Origin of the sequence: Massilia sp. IC2-477, assembly GCF_020707265.1 — a bacterium.
In the GTDB taxonomy this organism is placed as follows: Bacteria; Pseudomonadota; Gammaproteobacteria; order Burkholderiales; family Burkholderiaceae_D; genus Telluria.
The window spans coordinates 311,190-331,425 of the sequence record NZ_JAJFEQ010000002.1 but is presented as its reverse complement, the minus strand read 5'-3'; the positions used below and the strand labels follow the sequence as shown (position 1 = coordinate 331,425).

Genomic DNA, 20,236 nt, shown 5'->3' with positions numbered 1-20,236 from the left:
GTTCAAACGCCGAGCAGCTCGGTGAGCAGCGGCATCCTGCTGTCCAGTTCCGGCGCCGCGATGGTCTCCACCACCTGGCCGTGCTCGACCACGTAGAAGCGGTCCGCCAGCGGCGCGGCGAAGCGGAAGTTCTGTTCGACCATCAGGATCGTGTAGCCCCGGGCCCTGAGCGTCGTGATGGTGCGCGCCAGGCTTTGCACGATGACCGGCGCCAGGCCTTCGGAAATCTCATCGAGCAGCAGCAGGCGCGCGCCGGTGCGCAGGATGCGGGCCACGGCCAGCATCTGCTGCTCGCCGCCGGATAGGCGCGTGCCCTGGCTGTGGCGGCGCTCGTAGAGGTTGGGGAACATCGCGTAGATCTCGTCCAGGCCGAGTCCCTTCCCTGCCCCCGCTATGCCCCTGAGCTGCGGCGGCAGCAGCAGGTTTTCCTCTGCCGACAGCGAAGAAAAGATGCCGCGCTCTTCCGGGCAGTAGCCGATGCCGAGGTGGGCGATGCGGTAGGTCGGCAGATCGATCGACTCAACGCCACCCACCTTGATGGAACCGCTGCGGCGTCCGGTCAGGCCCATGATCGCGCGCAGCAGCGTGGTCCGGCCGGCGCCGTTGCGGCCGAGCAGCGTCACTACTTCGCCCGGCGCCACGCTCAGGTCGATGCCGTGCAGGATGTGCGATTCGCCGTACCAGGCGTGCAAGCCGGCGATCTGGAGCGCCGGGTTCAATGCCGCGCTCCCGCGAGCTCGCCGGCGGTCGTGCCCATATAGGCTTCCATCACCTGCGGATTGCGCGACACCTCGGCGTAGCTGCCTTCGGCCAGCACCGCACCGCGCTGCAGGACCGAGATGCGGTCGCAGATGCCGGCGACGACGTTCATGTTGTGCTCGACCATCAGGATGGTGCGGCCGGCGGATACCTTCTTGATGAGCTCGGTCACCCTGTGGACATCTTCATGGCCCATGCCCTGGGTCGGCTCGTCCAGCAGCATCAGTTCCGGCTCCATCGCCAGGGTGGTGGCGATCTCCAGCGCGCGCTTGCGGCCGTAGGGCAGGTCGGCCGTCAGGCTGCCGGCGAAGCCGTCCAGGCCGACCTCGCCCAGCAGGGCCAGTGCCTGCTCGTCCAGCTGTGTTAAGGAGCGGCTGCTGCGCCAGAACTGGAAGCTGGTGCCGAGCCGGCGCTGCAGGCCGATGCGCACGTTCTCGAGCACCGTCATGTGCGGGAAGACGGCGGAAATCTGGAAGGAGCGAATGATGCCCATGCGGGCGATCTGGGCCGGCCGGGCATGGGTGATGTCGCGGCTCTTGAACAGGATCTGGCCGGAGCTCGGGGCCAGGAATTTGGTGAGCAGGTTGAAGCAGGTGGTCTTGCCGGCGCCGTTCGGGCCGATCAGGGCGTGGATGTGGCCGCGCTCGACCTGAAGACTGACCTCGCTGACCGCCGTGAATCCCTTGAATTCCTTGGTGAGCTTTCTCGTCTCCAGGATGACATCCGCCATTGGTTCTCCACACGTGCTGCTGCAAGTGACAGAAACTGCGAGGACTGCTTGCCTGATGATACATACAAGCTTTGGCCCTCACAATACGGCCGAGCTGGCGTGCGCGGTGCGGATGCGCCCTATTGGTGCAAGCCGCTTGTGCGTTTTTGCACGTCTAGGCTGTTGCCTTGTGCTGGGCCAGGATGTCGGCGGCAGCTTTTTCCGCGATCATGATGGTTGGAGAATTGGTATTGCCCGAGGTGATGAAGGGCATGATCGAGGCGTCCACCACCCGCAACTTCTCGACGCCCCACACGCGCAGGCGGCTGTCGACCACCGCCTGTGGATCGTCTTCGCGGCCCATGCGGCAGGTGCCGACCGGGTGGAAGATCGTCGTGCCGACCAGGCCGGCCGCATGGGCGAGTTCTTCCTCGCTCTGGTACTGCGGGCCCGGCATGAATTCTTCCGGGCGGTAGGATTTGAGGGCCGGCGCGGCCACGATGCGGCGCGTCAGCGCCAGCGCCGCCGCGGCAGTCTTGCGGTCGGCCTCGGTGCTCAGGTAATTCGGCGTGATCTTCGGCGGCGCATAACTGTCGCTGGAGGCGATGCGCACGTGGCCGCGCGCGGTCGGCTGCAGGTTGCACACGCTGGCCGTAAAGGCCGGAAAGCGGTGCAGCGGATCGCCGAACTTGTCCAGCGAGAGGGGCTGGACGTGGTACTGCAGGTTCGGGGCCGCCAAGTCGGGCGACGAGCGGGCAAAGGCACCCAGCTGGGACGGCGCCATCGACATCGGTCCGCTCTGGAAGAACGCATATTCGAGCCCGATCAGGGCCTTGCCGAACCAGTTGGTAGCGCGCGTGTTCAGGGTCGGCACGCCTTCCACCTTGAAGATCATGCGCAGCTGCAGGTGGTCCTGCAGGTTGGCGCCCACGCCCGGCAAGTCGGCAACCGGAGCGATGCCATGACGCTGGAGTTCACCCGCATCGCCGATGCCGGACAGCTGCAGGATCTGGGGCGAACCCACCGCCCCCGCCGCCAGCAGGGTTTCGCGCCTTGCCGTCGCCGTGAACATGCGTCCATCCCCGCTGAACTGCACGCCGCTACAGGCTTTTCCCTGCTGACCGTCCTCGAACAGCAGGCGTTCGACGTGGCAGCCGGTCATGATCGTCAGGTTCGGCCGTTTCGCCGCCGGTTTCAGGAAAGCTTTCGCGGTATTCAACCGGATGCCCCGCCGCTGGTTGACCTCGAAATAGGCGGAGCCTTCACCAAGGCCGGCATTCAGGTCCTCGATTTTCGGGATGCCGGTCTGGGCTGCCGCCTCACGGAAGGCATCCAGGATCTTCCACGACAGCCGCTGTTTTTCCACCCGCCATTCGCCGCCGGCGCCATGCAGTTCACTGGCGCCCAGGTAGTGGTCTTCGCTGCGCTTGAAGAGCGGCAGCACTCTTTCCCAGCGCCAGGAATCGTCGCCGGATACCTCGGCCCAGCGCTCGTAATCCGCGGGCTGGCCGCGCATGTAGATCATTCCGTTGATCGACGAGCTGCCTCCCAGCACCTTGCCGCGCGGGTAGATCAGCGCCCGCCCGTTCAGGCCTGGATCGGCTTCGGTGCGAAACAGCCAGTCCGTGCGCGGATTGCCGATGCAGTGCAGGTAGCCGACCGGGATGTGGATCCACATGTAATCGTCGCGTCCACCCGCTTCGATCAACAAGACTTCGATGTCCGGCCGCCCCGAGAGCCGATTCGCCAGCACACAGCCGGACGTGCCGCCGCCGACGATGATGTAGTCGTACTCGCCGGCCGATTCCAAGCTCAGGCTTCCCGAACGATGCCGCGAACGCCGTGTACGCCACCTGCGAACACAGGCAAACCGGTCCCCTCCGGCTGGCCAGGCATGGGCTTACGAGACAGCGCGTCGAGATCCACAAGGCCTCCGTTCGTCATTCGTTGAGGCAAGCTTACCAGATCGTAAACGGAAGTCTAGAGCCCCTCTGTGGATAAGCCTCTTGATATCCACAGGTCTGTTTTGTGCAGAACCGGGGCATTTTACGGCCGTCAAAATCTTGTCCAGTTTTTCGAACGTCTTCACGCGCAACTGCTGCACTGATTTATCCGGACAGTAAGTTGATGATTCGTGAGGCGTTTACCGTCTTTTCCACAGACTCAGGCTGCCGTTAACCACTACTACTATCCTTGTATACAAACTTTGTTTGTAAACCGAGGAAACTTTTTCGAAATTTTTTTTTCGCCCTTCGTCGCACACGGCAGACAGGCTCTCGAGCCATGGATCAGCAACTGCCAGCACCTGGATGCTTCAGTTCGCTACAGCTTCGGTTTCGGACCTGGACCGCGATCACCGCCAACAGTTGGCCGCCCAGACCTGAAGACAGCTTTCCTGCATCGACCTTCACTGCTCAGCACTGCCGGCAGCAATATGCCTATTTTTGCCAGCATCTGTGGAAAACCTCTTGGATATCCACAGGAACGAATGTGTAGAAGCGCTCCTTAACCAGGTCAGCCAAAATTCTGTCCAACTTTCCTACAGTTCAAACACAAGCCTTGTTCAGCACGTTAACGCGACCGTAAACCATTGAGCTTGTGGAGAAAATCCTTCTTATCCACAACTACATGCTCGTTTACTATTACTACCAGTTTGTATACAAACTTGTTTACTACAACAACAAAACCAACAACGCGTCCGAGCCGCTTTCACTGCCTGGCCGAGAACCCTGCCAGACCCGTTCGCAGTATCGACCGCTGACGCGTACTGCTTGGCTCAACACCCCTGTTCGCATCCCGGAAGAGCATCAGACCAGCCCAAAACCCGTCCTGCAGACCTGTTTTGTCGATGCGTCTGTGGAAAAGCCGAGGTATATCCACAGGATCGGATGTGCAGAACACGTCGATTTCTCTTCACCTCCAAAACTGTCCAAGATTCGTGCAAGCTCCACGCAAGGTTTGTGCAGCCGGTAAACGCGAACGCAAGTGTTTGATACTGTGGAGTAAACGCGAGTTATCAACAGAAGAAGCCGCGTTTACTATCTACTACCAGTCTTTATATACAACTTAGTTAACTAAGAACCTGGAAGCGCAAGCGCCCTGGAAAGGCCAGGAGAACGCGGTTTTTCTGGCCTCTCACCCGTAAGACAAGCAAAATGCACACTCATCCGTGCGAAAAAGTTAACGAATGAGCTCGATCAAACCCTGTACAAGTCCTGAACAAGCCGGCTGGCTGCAGCTGCGCATGGCGCTGTGGCCAGAAGATCCGACTGAACACCTACTTGAAATGCAGGAGCTATGTGAACAACCCGGCCGTTATGCACAGTTCATCGCGTATTCAAGCGACGACGAGGCCCAGGGACTGGTTGAAGTCGCGCTGCGCAGCGATTACGTCAACGGCACGGAGTCGTCTCCTGTCGGCTTCCTGGAAGGTTTGTACGTCGATCCCGCCTCCAGGCACCAGGGAATTGCTGCCCTGCTCGTCAAAATCGCCGAGCAATGGGCCAGGGAACAGGGGTGTAGCGAGATGGCGTCCGACGCTGCCATCGACAACACGGCGAGCCACGCCATGCACGAGGCACTCGGATTCGAGGAAACCGAGCGCGTGGTGTACTTTCGCAAGTCACTTTGACAACAAAAAACAGGAAAAACATGCGATTGGGGATCATCAGCGCGCTGGCCGAAGAACAGCTGGGGCTCGTGGAAGCCATGAGAGGGCCCTCCAAGCTCATCCATGGCATGCGTGACTACTGGGCAGGAACACTGTGGGAAATCGACGCTGTGTGCGTTCTATCGCGAATTGGCAAGGTTGCGGCTGCCATGACAGCGACAACGCTTGTGGAGAAGTTCGGAGTTACCCACATCCTCTTCACCGGCGTGGCTGGCGCGGGGGATAAAACGGTCCAGGTGGGCGATATCGTGGTCGCCGAAGCCTTGGTCCAGCACGACATGGATGCCAGTCCCCTGTTTCCGCGCTTCGAGGTGCCGCTCACCGGCTTGACCCATTTCCAGCCCGACCAGCAGCTGTCGCTGCGCCTGTCGCGCGCTGCCCATGAATTCCTGGAACGTGACTTCCTGGACGCGATCAGTGAAGGAGAACGGCAGGCATTCCGCCTGGCGCAGCCGCGAGTACACCGCGGCCTGGTGGCGAGCGGCGACCAGTTCATGAACGACCGTGTGCGTCTGGAAGCTCTGAATGCCGCTTTGCCGGGCCTGGTGGCGGTCGAAATGGAAGGCGCCGCGGTGGCGCAGGTGTGCTACGAGCTGGGCGTGCCATGCGCCGTGATCCGCACCGTGTCGGATAACGCCAATGAAAACGCGGCCACCGATTTCATGCGTTTCGTGAAATCGGTCGCCGCGCAGTATGCCTTCCATATCACCCGGCGCGTCTGCCGGGATCTGCTTAAATATCCGCTTCAGCCCAGCAGGGTCTCCGCCGGCACATAGTCGTAGTTCAGGTCTTTTGCTACCGCCTCGTAGGTGACCTTGCCCTGGCAGACATTCAGGCCGTTGCGCAGGTGGGCATCATCCGATAAGGCGCGTCGCCAGCCCTTGCTCGCCAGTGCCACGGCATGGCCGATGGTGGCGTTGTTAAGGGCAAACGTGGACGTGCGCGCCACTGCGCCCGGCATGTTCGCCACGCAGTAGTGGATCACGCCGTCGACGACGAAGGTCGGATCGGCGTGGGTGGTCGCATGCGAGGTCTCGAAGCAGCCGCCCTGGTCGATCGCCACGTCCACCACCACAGCGCCCTTCTTCATGCGTGAGATCATGTCGCGGGTGACCAGCTTGGGCGCTGCGGCGCCCGGCACCAGCACGCCGCCGATCACCAGGTCCGCATCCAGCACCGCTTCCTCGATCGAGTGGGCGTTGGAGTAGAGCGTGGATATGCGGTTGCCGTAGACGAGATCCAGCTGGCGCAGGCGGTCGACGTTCTTGTCGAGCACCGTTACGCGGGCGCCGGTGCCGACCGCCATCTGCAGCGCATTGGTGCCGACCACGCCGGCGCCGATGATGACCACATGGCCGCTAGCGACACCCGGCACGCCGCCCAGCAGCAGGCCCATGCCGCCGCGCGACTTTTCCAGGTGCGCCGCACCGGCCTGGATCGACATGCGCCCGGCCACCTCGCTCATCGGCGCCAGCAGCGGCAGGCCGCCTCCCGGGCCCGTGATGGTTTCGTAGGCAATGCAGACCGCGCCGGATTTGACCAGGGCCGCGGTCTGCTCGGGATCGGGAGCCAGGTGCAGGTAGGTGTAGAGCACCTGGCCTTCGCGCAGCATTGCGCATTCGAGCGGCTGCGGTTCCTTGACCTTCACGATCATGTCGGCGCGGGCAAAGATGTCCTTCGCCGTGCCCACGATGGTGGCGCCGGCCGCCACGTACTGCTCGTCCGACAGCCCGATCTGTTCACCGGCGCCCTGCTGCACGATGACTTCGTGACCGCGCGACGTCAGCTCACGCACCGAGGGCGGCGTCAGGCCGACGCGGTACTCGTGGTTCTTGATCTCCTTTGGTACGCCAACAAGCATGTCTACCTCCAATTTTTGTAATGACTCGGCTGCCAACTATCACCGCGTGGGCGGAAGACCCGCCCACCCTACGCTCCTACGCTACTCCTGCTGCTTTGATTTGGGTCAAAAAAAAGGGGAGCTCGCGCTCCCCCAGATGATTACACTCCCAGCGTCATGAGGCTTGCGTTGCCGCCAGCCGCCGTCGTGTTGACACAGACGGCCCGTTCGGCCACCAGCCGCCACAGGGCGACCGGCGCCGTGGCCGTGGTGTCGACAATGCCGACGATGGCCCCCGGGCGCGCTGCCAGTTTCGCGCGCAGCGAGCCGGCAAGACCGGCTTCCAGCAGCGCGATCTGGAACTCGTCCGCATCGAGTTCATCGTCACCGATGAAGCGCACGCGTTCCTTCACCAGGGCCGGCAGGTTGGCCGGGATCAGGTCCGGCGTCGCCAGCACTAGGGTGCGGTTGCCGGTGGCCAGGCTTGCAGCCATCTGGTTGAGCAGGCCAGTTGCCGTCTTCGGTGCGCACAGCACGGTGCCGCGCTTGGTGAAGGCCAGGGTATTGCGCTCGCCGGTGGGACCCGGCAGGGCGATCTCGACGTTGGTCAGCGCGGTGCGGCCATAGGCTTGCGCCAGCGTTGCCAGCTCTGCATGGTCGTTAGCGCGCAGCCAGCCGAGCAGCGCATCCAGGCCGGCGTCGAACACGCGGCTGTGCTCCATGAGGGGCGCGGCATTGCGCTGCAGGCGCTTCAAGTACAACGGACCGCCGGCCTTCGGGCCGGTGCCCGACTTGCCTTCGCCGCCGAAAGGCTGCACGCCCACGACCGCACCGACGATGTTGCGGTTGACGTAGATGTTACCGACGTGGGCACGCGAGACGATGAAGTCGATGGTCTCGTCGATGCGCGAATGCACGCCCAGCGTCAGGCCGTAGCCGGTGGCGTTGATGGTGTCGATTACCTTCGGCAGGTCCGCGCGGCGGTAGCGCACGATGTGCAGCACCGGGCCGAAGACTTCGTGCTTGAGTTCCGCCATCGAGCCGATTTCCAGCACGGTCGGCGGCACGAAGGTACCCTGGGCATTGACGCTCTCGGGCAGCTCGAGCGCGAAGTGGCTGCGCGCGGTGGCGCGCATGCGTTCGATGTGGGCCAGCAGGTTGCGCTGGGCTTCCGCGTCGATCACCGGGCCGATGTCGGTCGCCAGGCGGTCCGGGGCGCCCACGCGCAGTTCCAGCATCGCGCCGCGCAGCATCTTGATGGTCTTGTCGGCGATGTCTTCCTGCAGGAACAGCACGCGCAGCGCCGAGCAGCGCTGGCCGGCCGAGTCGAAGGCCGAGGACAGCACGTCCTGCACCACCTGCTCCGGTAGTGCCGAGGAATCGACGATCAGCGCGTTCTGGCCGCCCGTTTCCGCCACCAGCGGGATGTCGATGCCTTCTTTTTCGGCACGCGTAGCCAGGGTGCGGTTGATCAGCTGGGCCACTTCAGTGGACCCGGTGAAGATCACGCCTTTGACGCGCGTGTCCGAAGTCAGGGCGGCGCCCACCACTTCGCCGCGGCCCGGCAGCAGCTGCAGCGCCGCACGCGGGGTGCCCGCTTCGATGAACAGCTCGACGGCGCGATGGGCGATCAAGGGAGTTTGCTCGGCCGGCTTGGCCAAAACCACGTTGCCGGCCACCAGGGCGGCGGCCACCTGGCCGGTGAAGATCGCCAGCGGGAAGTTCCATGGGCTGATGCAGGTGACCGGACCCAGCGCGCCGTCGGCTTTCGATTCGCGCACCTGCACCGCGTAGTAGCGCAGGAAATCGACCGCTTCGCGCAGCTCGGCGATCGCGTTCGGCAGCGACTTGCCTGCCTCGCGCACGGCCAGGGCCATCAGCTCGGTGCCGTTCTGCTCGAACAGGTCGGCGGTGCGCTCCAGAATGGCGGCGCGGGTTTCGACCGGAGTCGCTTCCCATTCGCCGGCGAAAGCGGCAGCGGCGGACAGTGCGGTTTCGACGTCCGTGCGGGACGCTTCAACCACCTGGCCGACGACGTCGCTCGACATGGCGGGATTGATCACCTTCGCCGGCTCGCTAGCTTCTACCGGACCGGCGATCAGCGGCGCCGCATTGTACTGGCGCTGCTTGGCCAGGCCTTCGGCGGTCGAGCTCAGGATGTGTTCATTGACCAGGTCCAGGCCCGCCGAATTCTTGCGCTCGGCGCCGAACAGCTGCAGCGGCAGGGCGATCGCCGGGTGCGGCTTGCCGCCGGCGGCGCGCGCCTGTTCGAAAGGATCGGCCAGCAGGGTGTCGATCGCCACGTTCTCGTCCACGATCTGATTCACGAACGAGGAGTTGGCGCCGTTTTCCAGCAGACGGCGCACCAGGTAGGCCAGCAGGGTCTCGTGCGAGCCGACCGGCGCGTAGATGCGGCAGGCCTTGTCCAGCTTGCGGGGGCCGACCACCTGGTCGTACAGGGTCTCGCCCATGCCGTGCAGGCACTGGAATTCGTAGTTGGTGATGCCGTCGGCCTTGGCCCAGGTGTAGATCACCGACAGCGAGTGCGCGTTATGGGTCGCAAACTGCGGGTAGATCATGTCGCTGGCCGCCAGCAGCTTGCGCGCGCAGGTCAGATACGACACGTCGGTGTAGACCTTGCGCGTGTAGACCGGATAGCCCGGCATGCCCTCGACCTGGGCGCGCTTGATCTCGGCGTCCCAATAGGCGCCCTTCACCAGGCGCACCATGAACTTGCGGCCGCTGCGTTTGGCCAGGTCGACCACGAAGTCGATCACGAAGGGGCAGCGCTTCTGGTACGCCTGCACCACCAGGCCGATGCCTTCGAAGCCGCTGAGTTCCGGATCGAAAGCGAGCGATTCGAGCATGTCGAGCGAGATCTCGAGGCGGTCCGCTTCTTCGGCGTCGATGTTGATGCCGATGTTGTACTGCTTGGCCAGCAGCACCAGGCTGCGCACGCGCGGCAGCAGCTCGTTCATCACGCGCCAGTACTGGGCGCGGCTGTAGCGCGGGTGCAGGGCCGACAGCTTGATCGAGATGCCCGGGCCGTCCTTGATGCCGCGGCCGTTCGAGGCCTTGCCGATCGCATGGATCGCGGTCTCGTACGAGGCGTAGTAGTTCTTGGCGTCCTGCTCGGTCAGGGCGGCTTCGCCCAGCATGTCGTAAGAGTAGCGATAGCCGCGGCTTTCGTTCTCACGGCTGTTCTTCAACGCTTCGTCGATGGTCTGGCCGGTGACGAACTGGTTGCCCAGCATGCGCATCGCCATGTCCACGCCCTTGCGGATCAGCGGTTCGCCACCCTTGGCGATCAGGCGGGTCAGCGCCGAGCCCAGGTTCTTCTCGCTATTGGTCGAGACCAGTTTGCCGGTGATCAGCAGGCCCCAGGTGGCCGCGTTGACGAACAGCGAAGGCGATTCGCCCAGGTGCTTCTTCCAGTCGCCCTTGCTGATCTTGTCGGCGATGAGACGGTCGGCGGTTTCGCTGTCCGGAATGCGCAGCAGCGCTTCGGCCAGGCACATCAGCGCCACGCCTTCTTCCGAAGACAGCGAGAACTCGTGCATCAGGGCGTCCACGCCCGAGGAACGGGTGCGTTTGTCGCGCACGCTCGAGACCAGGCGGTGGGCCAGCATGTAGGCGTCGCCGTTGGCGCTGGCGCCTTGCGCGAGCAGCCACTGGACCGCTTCGGTCTCGTCGCGGCGGTAGGCATTGGTGATGGCTTCGCGCAGCGGGGTCTGGTCGTGCTTGACCTCAGCCTGGAGTGCATCGAAGGGGACGAAGGTGGACGCCGGGATGGCAGCAATCTGCATAGTGATTTTTCTAAAAAGGAAACGGACTTCGTGCTCATGCAGCAAAACACGCCGCACCACCCTAGGGGCGGCCGGCGTGCTCCGGAACACAATGGAATGATTCGATTGTAGAAGGAAATCTTCTGGATTAATTCTGTTTTTACGACAGACTAGCAAAAGATAGTTTTTGGTGAGACAATCTGACCGAATAATATTTACATGGCAGGAGGCGGACCATGCTCGACAAGATCAGTAAGAAGATTCTGGCAGAACTGCAGAACGACGGACGAATCAGCAACGTCGAGCTGGCGGCACGGGTCAACCTCTCTCCCGCCGCCTGCCTGGAGCGCGTGCGCAAGCTGCACGAATCCGGCTACATCATGGGCTATACGGCCCAGCTCAACCCCCAGCTGCTGGACGTGTCGCTGCTGGTGTTCATCGAGGTGGTGCTCGATCGTACCACTCCCGAGGTCTTCGATGCATTCAAACAGAGCGTCCAGATGATTCCGGAAGTGCTCGAATGCCACATGGTGGCAGGCGGCTTCGACTACCTGGTCAAGGCGCGTGTGAAGGACATGGCCGCCTACCGCGAATTCCTCGGCAAGACCCTGCTGCAAAAAGGTGTGCGCGAAACGCACACCTATGCAGTGATGGAAGAGGTCAAGAACACCACCAAGCTGCCGATCCGCTAAGCCTCCTCAACGCCCCGGCGCCTGCGGATGCGCCTGCGGGCGCTTTTTAGCGACCTGTCCCGGCGTACCGAGCTCGAGCAAGTTGATGCGCTCGTACAGCGTGGTGCTCCTGCGGCTCGAGTCGGTCACGCGTACCACGATGCTGTAGTCGCCCTGCGCCGTGTAGGTATGGCTGGCGCGCACCTCGCCCTTGCCCCTGTATTCGCGCAGCGCCGCCGCTTGCGGCCCCCTGCCGTCGCCCCAGTCGACCGTGGCGCTATGCGTGTCCGCCGGGTTGCGGTCGCGCAGCGACAGCGTGAGCTGGACCGGACGGTTTACCTGGAGCTGGGTCAGCTGGATCGGCCCCAGCACCGGCGCATCGGTCCCGCCGCCGTTCGGGCGTAGCAGGACCAGCCCGGCATTCGATTCGGCCACGATATCGCCATTGGCGGACACGGTGAGTGCGTTGGTCAGCACCAGTCCGCCAGGAGCGTTCAGCAGGCGCCTATTCAGGTCGACGCCGGCGCCAGAGCGCAGCCAGCGCCAGGCGCGGCTCTGGGCGTACTGCTCTGGCCAGGCCAGGCCCACCACCACCCCACTGTCGTTGAGGCCATTCGCTTCGGACGCCCAGAAGGATGAAGGGTTAAGGTTGACCAGTCCGCGCGCACGCGAAAACACGAAGGCGCGGTTCTCGTTGTTGCTGCGCTGGACCCGGCCGACCACCTCGCCCGCTTCGTTGAGATCGGTCGGAACCGTGTTCAGGCCGATGCGTGCCGCGCCTTTGCCCGGGCTTAGCAGGAAGGACGTGAAGTTCGGGGTGGTGAAATCGAACAGGCCGACGATGTCGCCGCGGTTGTTGAGGAAGCGGCTGACAACGCTGCTCGCGCCCAGCGTGCCGAGGTCGGTCGCGCGGCCGGCTGCATTCCAGACGATCAGGTGCGAGGCGCCGCCGGCGCTCTGGCCGTCGCCCAGGGTGATGTTGTTCTCGTTGATGTCGGTGGCGAAGGTATTGGTGAGACCGGTCGGGGATGGCAGGGGCAACAGGCGATTGGCCGCGGTCCAGCGTACCGCCCGGTAGTTGCTGTCTCCAGTGGTGTCGGAGCCACCGACGATCTCGCCGCGGTTGTTGAGGGTCTGCAGGAAGGTGTTGGTGTCCGGGTTGGGCGATGGCAGCGGCACCAAGCCGCGCGCCGCGGACCAGCGATAGGGCTGGAACACGGCGGTCGACGGATCGGTCCTGGGGAAGCGGATCTGCAGGGCTACCTCACCCCAGTCGTTGATGCCGCTGACCGAAGAGGTATCGTGGCCCGGCGGGCTGATGTCGAGCAGGCGCTCGCCGTTGAAGACGCCGGCATGCAGCCGGTCGTCGAGCGCGATGTATTCCAGGGCCACCTGGCCACGCGCATTGATGTAGGTGCGCAGCACCGGGGACGGCACCAGGTTCACGATCCCGTAGACGTCCTTGCCGGCGTAGGTAGCTGTTGCAGCCTCCAGCTCCTCCGGCGCGGCAGCCTGCGCCTGCCATAGTGCGCCGCCAAACGCCATCACGCCGGCCGCGAGCGCGATCCGTCCTGTCGAAAAGTTTCGCATGCTTACCTCCCATTGGTAGGCGCATGCACCGTGCATGCGCCTCTCTCAATGTAGGGTGCAGCGGGACGAGCCGGGACGAGGTATCACAAAGCCGGACAGGGCTCGAAAGCGGTTCCGGAGGCGGATCTTGCAGGCGGAAAAAACGATGCCGGCAACGATGCCGGCATGCAGTGTTCTAGACCACTTTCCTGGCGCCGGTTTTGGGTGAGGCGCTTTCTGCCATGCTTTCCAGGTTCTTGCGCAGCCAGCGGTGCGCCGGGCTGCGGCCGTCGCGCTCGTGCCAGAGCATGTCGAGGTGCACGGCCGGCAGCTGGAAGGGCAGTTCGCGCCAGACCAGCGCGTCGGTCATGCCGGTGGACACCATCAGGTGCTTCGGCAGTACCGTGATCAGGTCCGAATTCGCCACCACGCGCCCTGCCGTGAAGAACTGGTTTACGGTCAGCAGGATGCGGCGCTCGCGCCCGATCTGGGCCAGCGCTTCGTCCACCAGGCCGTGGGCGCGGCCCGAGAAGCTCACCAGGAGGTGATTCGCCTTGCAATAGGTGTCGAGGTCGAGCTTTTCCTTGGCCAGCGGGTGGTCCTTGCGCATCACGCACACGTAGACGCCCGAGTACAGGCGCTCGTGGCGGATCGGCGAACCCGTTTCGTAGGACAGCTGGGCCGCCACCCCCGGGAAGAAGCCGACCGCGAGGTCGATGTCGCCACGCAGCAGCATCGGCCGCGGTTCGCGCGTGGTGAGGGGCACCATGCGGATGTTCACGCCCGGCGCTTCGCGTTCGATCGAGCGCATCAGTGACGGCAGCCACAGGGCGGCGGTAGCGTCGGCCATCGCCATGCGGAAGGTGGCCTGGGCCTTGGAAACGTCGAAGGTTTCCGGCATCACGGCCGCTTCCAGCGCAGCCAGGGCCTGGCGCACGGCCGGCCATAGCGCTTCGGCGCGCGGCGTCGGCTTGACGCCATAGGCGGTGCGGATCAGGAGTTCGTCCCCCAGACTTTCGCGCAGCCGCTTGATGGCGTTGGAAACGGCCGGCTGGGTCATCGCGAGGTGCCCGGCGGCGCGGGTGAGGTTTTGCTCGGTCATCACTGCGTCGAAGACGCGCAGCAGGTTCAGGTCAAGCGTCAGAAAGCTCATGGGAACTTATCGATGGCAATACAGATGCTCCCAGTGTACCTCAAGTATTCACAGAATGCATAAGCGTCATCAGTGAACAAAATTAGATTTATATGTTGCATCGCACTATGCTGTGCACAACTCAACAATTATCAACACCATGTCTGCCTCGCTCACCCTCATCCAGACCGCAGTTGCCGCCGTTCCAGTCGGCCAGGTCGTTCGTACCGCCACCGGTGTGGCGCTGCTGGGTGGCGTCGCCATGTTCTTCCGCCCGCTGCTGGTCGGCATCGGCCGCGCCGCCGTCCTGGCCGTGCGCCCGCGCCCGCCCAAGGCCCACCTGGCCAAGCGCTGATCCCCATTCCTCCGTTTAAACGCGGCCTCCGATTCGGACGCCGCGTTTTTTTTCGTCCGTTCTCTCCGGTTTCGGCCTTTCCCTCTCGTTTGTCGACCATTCGGCGTTGAGCCTGCGGTGACTCTTCGTCACCCGGGTTTTCAGGCCTCGGCGATTTAACAAAATTCACGAAGAGTTAAAAAGTGATCGATGGCCAAGTCCTCTCGACGTTCATGCAGAGCGGATAAATCGGAGCAAATGGCCCTATCTTGCCTGCGGAATGTTGGGGGAAGGCGGAACATAGCGCAGGTGTTCGATCGGTAAGGAAGCCGAAGCAAATAATCGCTTTTATCTTCCGTTAGCGCAAAGAAAAAAGAATATGGATGTGTAATGGCTGATGTTAAACAGATTTCACGTTCTATTCAGCGTTTATGGTGAATATTGGTTAAAACGAAGGCGAACGCCTGCCTGCCCCGGTCCTCAAGGCATGTTCGTGCCGTGCACAGTGAATTACTTGTGTTTGCAGTTGAGCTGTTCGGACGCTTCCTCAATGATCGAGATGACAGCGCCGGTATCGGTCGGTTTGGCGAGTTCTTCGGCCTTGCGGTCGACCTTGTCCCGGACGTTGGGCAGGTCGCGCCGGAGCTCGTCCAGCATCTCGATGATCTTGCTAGTCTTTTCGTCGGCCAGCAAATTGACCTGCAGGTCGAGGTGGGCGTGCTGGTTGGCGAGGGCGGACATGCGATTCTGGCGAATCAGCACGGTGGTGGAGATGATGAAGGCATTCAGGGCAATCAAGCCCTGCAGCCAGAAGAAGGGCGGCTCATCCCATTGGTCGAACCCGAGTTCGGGCGCCGCCAGGTTCCAGATGATCCACAGGACGACGAAGACCAGGTTGCCGGCGACATAGGCCGGACTGCCGAGGAAGATACTGATCTTCTCGACGATGCGCTGCGCCGGCGTGGTTTGCTCTTCATGGCGCGCATAGAATTCCGACACCGTGCCGACATGTTCGTGCACGGTGGAGGGAATTGCTTCCTCATGATCGTGTGGCGCATCCATGCCAATCAGGATAGCACTTGGCCTGCGCACACCCTGTTCGTGCGCGTGCGCCGGCGGGGCATTGGCGCGTCAGTGACAATGGAAAAAGAAAAGCCGGCATGGAAGCCGGCTCGGGATCAGGCGCTTGCCTTCTCGGCAGTCAGGCGTTCGTATTTCGCCTGCAGCTGCTCGCGCGTTTCGCGCCATTCGGGGTTAATGGGAATGCATGCGACCGGGCACAGTTCCGCGCAGGTCGGCTGTTCGAAATGACCGACGCATTCGGTGCATTTGCCCGGGTCGATCTGGTAGAACTCGGCGCCCATGGAGATGGCGTCGTTCGGGCATTCGGGTTCGCAGACGTCGCAGTTGATGCAATCGTCGGTAATCATCAGTGCCATGGTATTGCTCGTTCCTTGCTGCTCAGGGCGCGGTGGCCGCTTTCATCGCTGCGATTTTCTTTTGCAGCCAGCGGTCCACCGACGGGAAGACGAATTTCGATACGTCGCCGCCCAGCATCGCGATCTCGCGCACGATGGTGCCCGAAATGAACTGATACTGGTCGGACGGCGTCAGGAACAGGGTCTCGACGTCGGGCAGCAGGTAGCGGTTCATGCCCGCCATCTGGAATTCATACTCGAAGTCGGACACTGCGCGCAGGCCGCGCACGATCACGCGCGCGTCATGCTGGCGCACGAAATCCTTCAGCAGGCCGGAGAAGCTCTCCACCTGCACGTTCGGATAATGGCCGAGCACCTCATTGGCGATCTCCAGGCGCTCGTCGAGCGAAAAGAAGGGTCGCTTGTTCTTGCTGTCGGCCACGCCAACCACCAGGCGGTCGAACAGGCCCGACGCACGGCGCACTAAGTCTTCGTGCCCCCGCGTGAGCGGATCGAAAGTACCTGGATAAACGGCTACAACCATTGCGGCTCCCTTGGAGAAATCACCCTGTCAGAACGCGCATTATGCCTGAAAATCCGGCAGTCGCCCCAGCAAGGGGCTGGTTTTGCCCAATTCTTGTGCAGTTTTTAAGGACTAAGCCTCGTCTGTGTGCAATTTCAGCAGGTAGTAATAGACCATGCCGGCCTTGTCGTCCCGGATTGCATCCCAGCCGGCCAGCCAGTCGGGCAATTCCGTGTCTTCGAAAGGCAGGGCGGCGCCGGTCTCGGCATAGACCATGCCGCCCTCGTTCAGGATGGCCGGGCACAGCGGCAGGATCTGGCTGAGCAGGCCCAGCTGGTAGGGCGGATCGAGGAAGATCACGTCGAAACGCTGGCCGCGTGCCGCCAGGTCTTTGACCAGCGCCAGCGCGTCGGCGCGCAGCACTTTCACGTTGTCCGCTTTCAGCTTGTCGCGGTTGGCTTCCAGCTGGCGTGCCGCCGGGCCATGGTTGTCCACCATCGTCACCATCACCGCGCCGCGGCTGGCCGCTTCGAAGCCGAGTGCGCCCGAGCCGGCGAACAGGTCGAGGAAGCTGGCGCCCTCCAGATCGCCGCCGAGCTGGTGGCGGATCCAGTTGAACACGGTCTCGCGCACGCGGTCAGGGGTGGGACGCAGGCCTTCGGCATCGAGGACCGGCAGCAGCGCGCGTTTCCAGGCGCCGCCGATGATGCGCACTTGGCGCGGGGCGAGACGCGGCGCCCCGTGGCTATGGGAACTGTGGGGTTTGGAGGACTTCTTTTGCATGGGCGGCACTATAGCATGGGCATAGTGCCGCCTATTCTTGGCTACTTCCCGGCCGCGAGGGCGTTGAAATCATTGATCCAGCCCTGCATGCGCTCCTGGGCGTGTTTCTTTTGCGCCGGGGTGGCAATGCGGATCGCAGTCAGGATGAACTTCGTGGTCTGGTCGACGCTGGTGTCATAGAAGGGCTTGCGCTCGGGCGAATCCATGCGGCTGAACAGTTCGCGCTGCATCGCCGTGATCTGGGCGGCGGCCTGCTCGCGGTTCGGTTTCTCCTGCTGGAACTTGCGCAGCAGACTGAGGATGCGGCGCTGGCGCCAAACCCGTTCCTCCAGCCAGATCTCGTTGTCGAGCGGGCGTGCGTCCATGGTCTTGCGCAGGGTCTCCTGCTGTTCGCTGCTGAAGTTGCCGAACCAGAGTTCCAGCTGGTCCATGGCCTTCTTGAAGCGGGCGCGCTGGCGCTTTTCGGTACTGCCTTCAATAAATTTCTTCCGATATTCCGCGTTTTTCGAAATAAATTTGCGCTCGATATCGGCAATCTGGTCTGGTTTGAGCGACAGTGCCAGAGTGGTCATTTCCGGCACGGCATGGCCGGCCAGACGTTCGCCTCGGACGCGGATTTCCTTGTACAGGTTGATCAGGTCGGCCTGGGTCGGGTTGCCGGCGAGCTGGCGCTGCATATTGCCCAGCAATGCCGCGTAGTCGCGCAGCTGGGTCTGGCGATGCCATTTGAACAGATTGTCGATGTCGCGCTTGGCAATGTCGGCCTGGTTGCCTTCCAGATCGGCATAGGAATCCAACCACCAATACAGTAAGGTATCGCCTTGGTTATAGGTGAAACGCACCGAACTGCAAGCTGCGAGGAGCGCGAACAGCGCCACCATGCATAGCGCAATAGTGCGCTGGAACAAGGACTCTTGCGTGTTAAACTTTTTCATATTTTCAACTTTTTGAGAACGGCATATGAACGTTGTGATCCTCGCCGCCGGCATGGGAAAACGCATGCAGTCCGCACTGCCAAAAGTCTTGCATCCATTGGCAGGGAAGCCGCTGTTGCGCCATGTAATCGATACCGCCCGCAGCTTATCGCCGAGTAAATTATGCGTGATTTACGGGCACGGGGGCGCAGCGGTGCCCGAGATGGTTGGCAAGCTGGCGCAGGAGACCGGCGCCAACATCGAGACCGCGCTCCAGCAGCCCCAGCTGGGTACAGGCCATGCGGTGATGCAGGCCGTGCCGCAGCTGGACGAAAGCGTGCCGACCCTGGTGCTGTACGGCGACGTGCCCCTGACCACCGCCGCCTCGCTCGGCCGCCTGGTCGAGGCCGCCGGCAAGGACAAGCTCGCCATCCTGACCGTGGAGCAGGCCAATCCCTTCGGCCTGGGCCGCATCGTGCGCGAGAACGGGAATATCGTGCGCATCGTCGAGGAAAAGGACGCCACTGAAGCCGAGCGCGCGATCCGCGAGATCAACAGCGGCATCATGTGCATCCCGACCGTGCACCTTAAGAAATGGTTGGCGGCGCTGTCGAACAACAATGCGCAGGGCGAGTACTACCTGACCGATATCGTGGCCCAGGCTGTTCAAGACGGCGTGCCAGTGGTGTCGGCCCAGCCTTCGGCCGAATGGGAAGTGGCAGGCGTCAACAGCAAGGTCCAACTGGCCGAGCTCGAGCGTCGTCACCAGCTGAACATCGCCAATGCCCTGCTGGAAAAAGGCGTCACCCTGATGGATCCGGCCCGCATCGACGTGCGCGGTGAACTCATCTGCGGACGCGATGTCGTGATCGACGTCGGCTGCGTGTTCGAAGGCCGCGTCGAGCTGCTTGATGGCGTCACGGTCGGCCCGCACTGCGTGCTGGTCAATGCAAAAGTCGGCGCCGGGGCTCAGATCAAGCCCTTCTGCCACATTGAGGACGCGGTGGTCGGCGACAAGTCGCAGATCGGCCCCTATGCGCGCCTGCGCCCCGGCACCGAGCTGGGCGAAGACGTCCATGTGGGTAACTTCGTCGAGATCAAGAACAGCCAGGTCGCCGCGCACAGCAAGGCCAATCACCTGGCCTACGTGGGCGACGCCACCGTCGGCTCGCGCGTGAACATCGGCGCCGGGACCATCACCTGCAATTACGACGGCGCCAACAAGTTCCGCACCGTGATCGAGGACGACGCCTTCATCGGCAGCGACAGCCAACTGGTGGCGCCAGTGACCGTCGGCAAGGGCGCAACCCTGGGTGCGGGCACCACCCTCACCAAGGATGCGCCGGCCGGCAAGCTGACCATCTCGCGTCCGAAGCAAATGACCATCGAAGGATGGTCGCGCCCAGTGAAAACCAAGAAGTAATCCACCGGCAATCTACAGGCTAACAACAGGAAGGACACAGGAAAAACACAGGAAAAACACAGGAAAAACACATGCTTATCCTGTGGTTTTCCGGGTGCTAGTCCACAAACTTATCCACAGATTGCTGTATGGCTCAGACCGCGATCCGGGTGTCGAACTTGGCGCGGTGGGTCGAAAAATAAGCTTTCACGTTGCGCACGTTGGCATGCGCCGTGAACAGGCGGTGCGCCAGCGCGTGGTAGGCGGGCATGTCCGCCACCTGCACCACCAGCACGAAATCCGGGCCCGGGGACACGCGGTAGCACTGCAGCACTGCGCCTTCCTGCGCCACCAGGCTTTCGAACTCGTCCATGCGTTCGGCAGCCTGCACGTCGAGCGTAATCTCGACGATGGCGCTCAAGCGGGCACCGACCTTGGTCGGATCGACGATCGCGACCTGGCGTTCGATGACACCGGCATCGGTGAGCTGCTTTACCCGGCGCAAACAAGTGGGCGGTGACACGTGCACAAGTTCAGCCAATTCGGCATTCGTATGCGATGCATCAGTCTGCAATGCGTTCAGGATGCGACGATCGAGCTCGTCTAAAGGTAGTTGATCTGACATCAATTGAAATAAATAACAAAAATTCTGCTCTGAATGAAAGAATATTTCATGGCTTTTGACTGATGAAATAATCTATCAAAAGATCGTGAATTCTGAAAGCTT

Annotated in this window: 18 protein-coding genes; 5 read left to right on the top strand and 13 right to left on the bottom strand. The window is 62.5% G+C overall.

The features are described from left to right. Nucleotides 1-2 precede the first annotated feature (2 nt). From LK542_RS04860 to LK542_RS04850, 3 genes are all read right to left on the bottom strand, one after another. Nucleotides 3-719, bottom strand: coding sequence for an ABC transporter ATP-binding protein (locus LK542_RS04860; protein WP_227811033.1), 717 nt, complete (start codon nt 717-719; stop codon nt 3-5). Then, nucleotides 716-1,489 (bottom strand): ABC transporter ATP-binding protein, encoded by a 774-nt coding sequence (locus LK542_RS04855; RefSeq protein ID WP_227811032.1) that lies wholly within the window; start codon nt 1,487-1,489, stop codon nt 716-718. Before LK542_RS04855 ends, LK542_RS04860 begins: the two co-directional genes overlap by 4 nt. 154 nt (nt 1,490-1,643) lie before the next feature. Then, a complete protein-coding gene (locus LK542_RS04850; protein ID WP_227811031.1) occupies nt 1,644-3,278 on the bottom strand; it encodes a GMC family oxidoreductase in 1,635 nt (544 codons plus the stop codon). Nucleotides 3,279-4,655: 1,377 nt separating this feature from the next. Here LK542_RS04850 and aac(6') point away from each other — a divergent pair. Both aac(6') and LK542_RS04840 read left to right on the top strand, forming a co-directional pair. Continuing rightward, nucleotides 4,656-5,099, top strand: a complete 444-nt coding sequence (gene aac(6') / locus LK542_RS04845; RefSeq protein WP_227811030.1) for an aminoglycoside 6'-N-acetyltransferase — start codon at nt 4,656-4,658, stop codon at nt 5,097-5,099. A 20-nt stretch (nt 5,100-5,119) separates the two neighbouring features. After that, nucleotides 5,120-5,914 carry a 5'-methylthioadenosine/adenosylhomocysteine nucleosidase gene (locus tag LK542_RS04840; RefSeq protein WP_227811029.1) on the top strand — a complete coding sequence of 265 codons (795 nt, stop codon included), beginning with the start codon at nt 5,120-5,122 and terminating at the stop codon, nt 5,912-5,914. Here the strand turns inward: LK542_RS04840 and ald are convergent. Together ald and putA are read right to left on the bottom strand one after the other, a co-directional pair. Continuing rightward, entirely contained in the window at nt 5,884-6,999 is a 1,116-nt protein-coding gene (ald, locus tag LK542_RS04835) for an alanine dehydrogenase (protein ID WP_227811028.1), read from the bottom strand. The genes LK542_RS04840 and ald overlap by 31 nt on opposite strands. Nucleotides 7,000-7,139: 140 nt before the next feature. After that, complete coding sequence (gene putA, locus LK542_RS04830; protein WP_227811027.1) at nt 7,140-10,784, bottom strand: trifunctional transcriptional regulator/proline dehydrogenase/L-glutamate gamma-semialdehyde dehydrogenase; 3,645 nt, start codon at nt 10,782-10,784, stop codon at nt 7,140-7,142. Nucleotides 10,785-10,999: 215 nt separating this feature from the next. Between putA and LK542_RS04825 the strand changes: the two genes are divergently transcribed. Further along, the gene (locus LK542_RS04825) at nt 11,000-11,455 is read left to right on the top strand and encodes an Lrp/AsnC ligand binding domain-containing protein (protein WP_005664065.1); all 456 of its coding nucleotides are present in this window, start codon (nt 11,000-11,002) and stop codon (nt 11,453-11,455) included. Nucleotides 11,456-11,461: 6 nt separating this feature from the next. On the opposite strand, the gene LK542_RS04820 is transcribed toward LK542_RS04825, so the two are convergent. Then, entirely contained in the window at nt 11,462-13,024 is a 1,563-nt protein-coding gene (locus LK542_RS04820) for a PKD domain-containing protein (RefSeq protein ID WP_227811026.1), read from the bottom strand. Between the two features lie 175 nt (nt 13,025-13,199). Further along, entirely contained in the window at nt 13,200-14,156 is a 957-nt protein-coding gene (locus tag LK542_RS04815; RefSeq protein WP_036253186.1) for a LysR family transcriptional regulator, read from the bottom strand. Between the two features lie 139 nt (nt 14,157-14,295). On the opposite strand from LK542_RS04815, the gene LK542_RS04810 reads away from it, so the two are divergent. Beyond that, the gene (locus tag LK542_RS04810; RefSeq protein WP_227801439.1) at nt 14,296-14,490 is read left to right on the top strand and encodes a hypothetical protein; all 195 of its coding nucleotides are present in this window, start codon (nt 14,296-14,298) and stop codon (nt 14,488-14,490) included. 489 nt (nt 14,491-14,979) lie between these two features. Here LK542_RS04810 and LK542_RS04805 read toward each other — a convergent pair whose 3' ends face one another. The 5 genes from LK542_RS04805 to LK542_RS04785 form a co-directional block, all read right to left on the bottom strand. Further along, nucleotides 14,980-15,489, bottom strand: coding sequence for a DUF1003 domain-containing protein (locus LK542_RS04805; RefSeq protein ID WP_227811025.1), 510 nt, complete (start codon nt 15,487-15,489; stop codon nt 14,980-14,982). A gap of 158 nt (nt 15,490-15,647) precedes the next feature. After that, complete coding sequence (locus LK542_RS04800) at nt 15,648-15,908, bottom strand: YfhL family 4Fe-4S dicluster ferredoxin (protein WP_227801437.1); 261 nt, start codon at nt 15,906-15,908, stop codon at nt 15,648-15,650. Between the two features lie 22 nt (nt 15,909-15,930). Continuing rightward, nucleotides 15,931-16,431 (bottom strand): pantetheine-phosphate adenylyltransferase, encoded by a 501-nt coding sequence (gene coaD, locus LK542_RS04795; protein WP_159699373.1) that lies wholly within the window; start codon nt 16,429-16,431, stop codon nt 15,931-15,933. 111 nt (nt 16,432-16,542) lie between these two features. After that, on the bottom strand, nt 16,543-17,193 hold the full coding sequence (gene rsmD / locus LK542_RS04790) for a 16S rRNA (guanine(966)-N(2))-methyltransferase RsmD (protein WP_227811024.1): 651 nt from the start codon (nt 17,191-17,193) through the stop codon (nt 16,543-16,545). Nucleotides 17,194-17,234: 41 nt separating this feature from the next. Further along, nucleotides 17,235-18,194, bottom strand: a complete 960-nt coding sequence (locus LK542_RS04785) for a DUF6279 family lipoprotein (RefSeq protein ID WP_307728911.1) — start codon at nt 18,192-18,194, stop codon at nt 17,235-17,237. On the opposite strand from LK542_RS04785, the gene glmU reads away from it, so the two are divergent. Further along, nucleotides 18,154-19,530, top strand: a complete 1,377-nt coding sequence (gene glmU, locus LK542_RS04780; RefSeq protein WP_227811023.1) for a bifunctional UDP-N-acetylglucosamine diphosphorylase/glucosamine-1-phosphate N-acetyltransferase GlmU — start codon at nt 18,154-18,156, stop codon at nt 19,528-19,530. The genes LK542_RS04785 and glmU overlap by 41 nt on opposite strands. Before the next feature lie 133 nt (nt 19,531-19,663). Here glmU and LK542_RS04775 read toward each other — a convergent pair whose 3' ends face one another. Continuing rightward, on the bottom strand, nt 19,664-20,134 hold the full coding sequence (locus tag LK542_RS04775; RefSeq protein WP_227811022.1) for an Lrp/AsnC family transcriptional regulator: 471 nt from the start codon (nt 20,132-20,134) through the stop codon (nt 19,664-19,666). Nucleotides 20,135-20,236 lie beyond the last annotated feature (102 nt).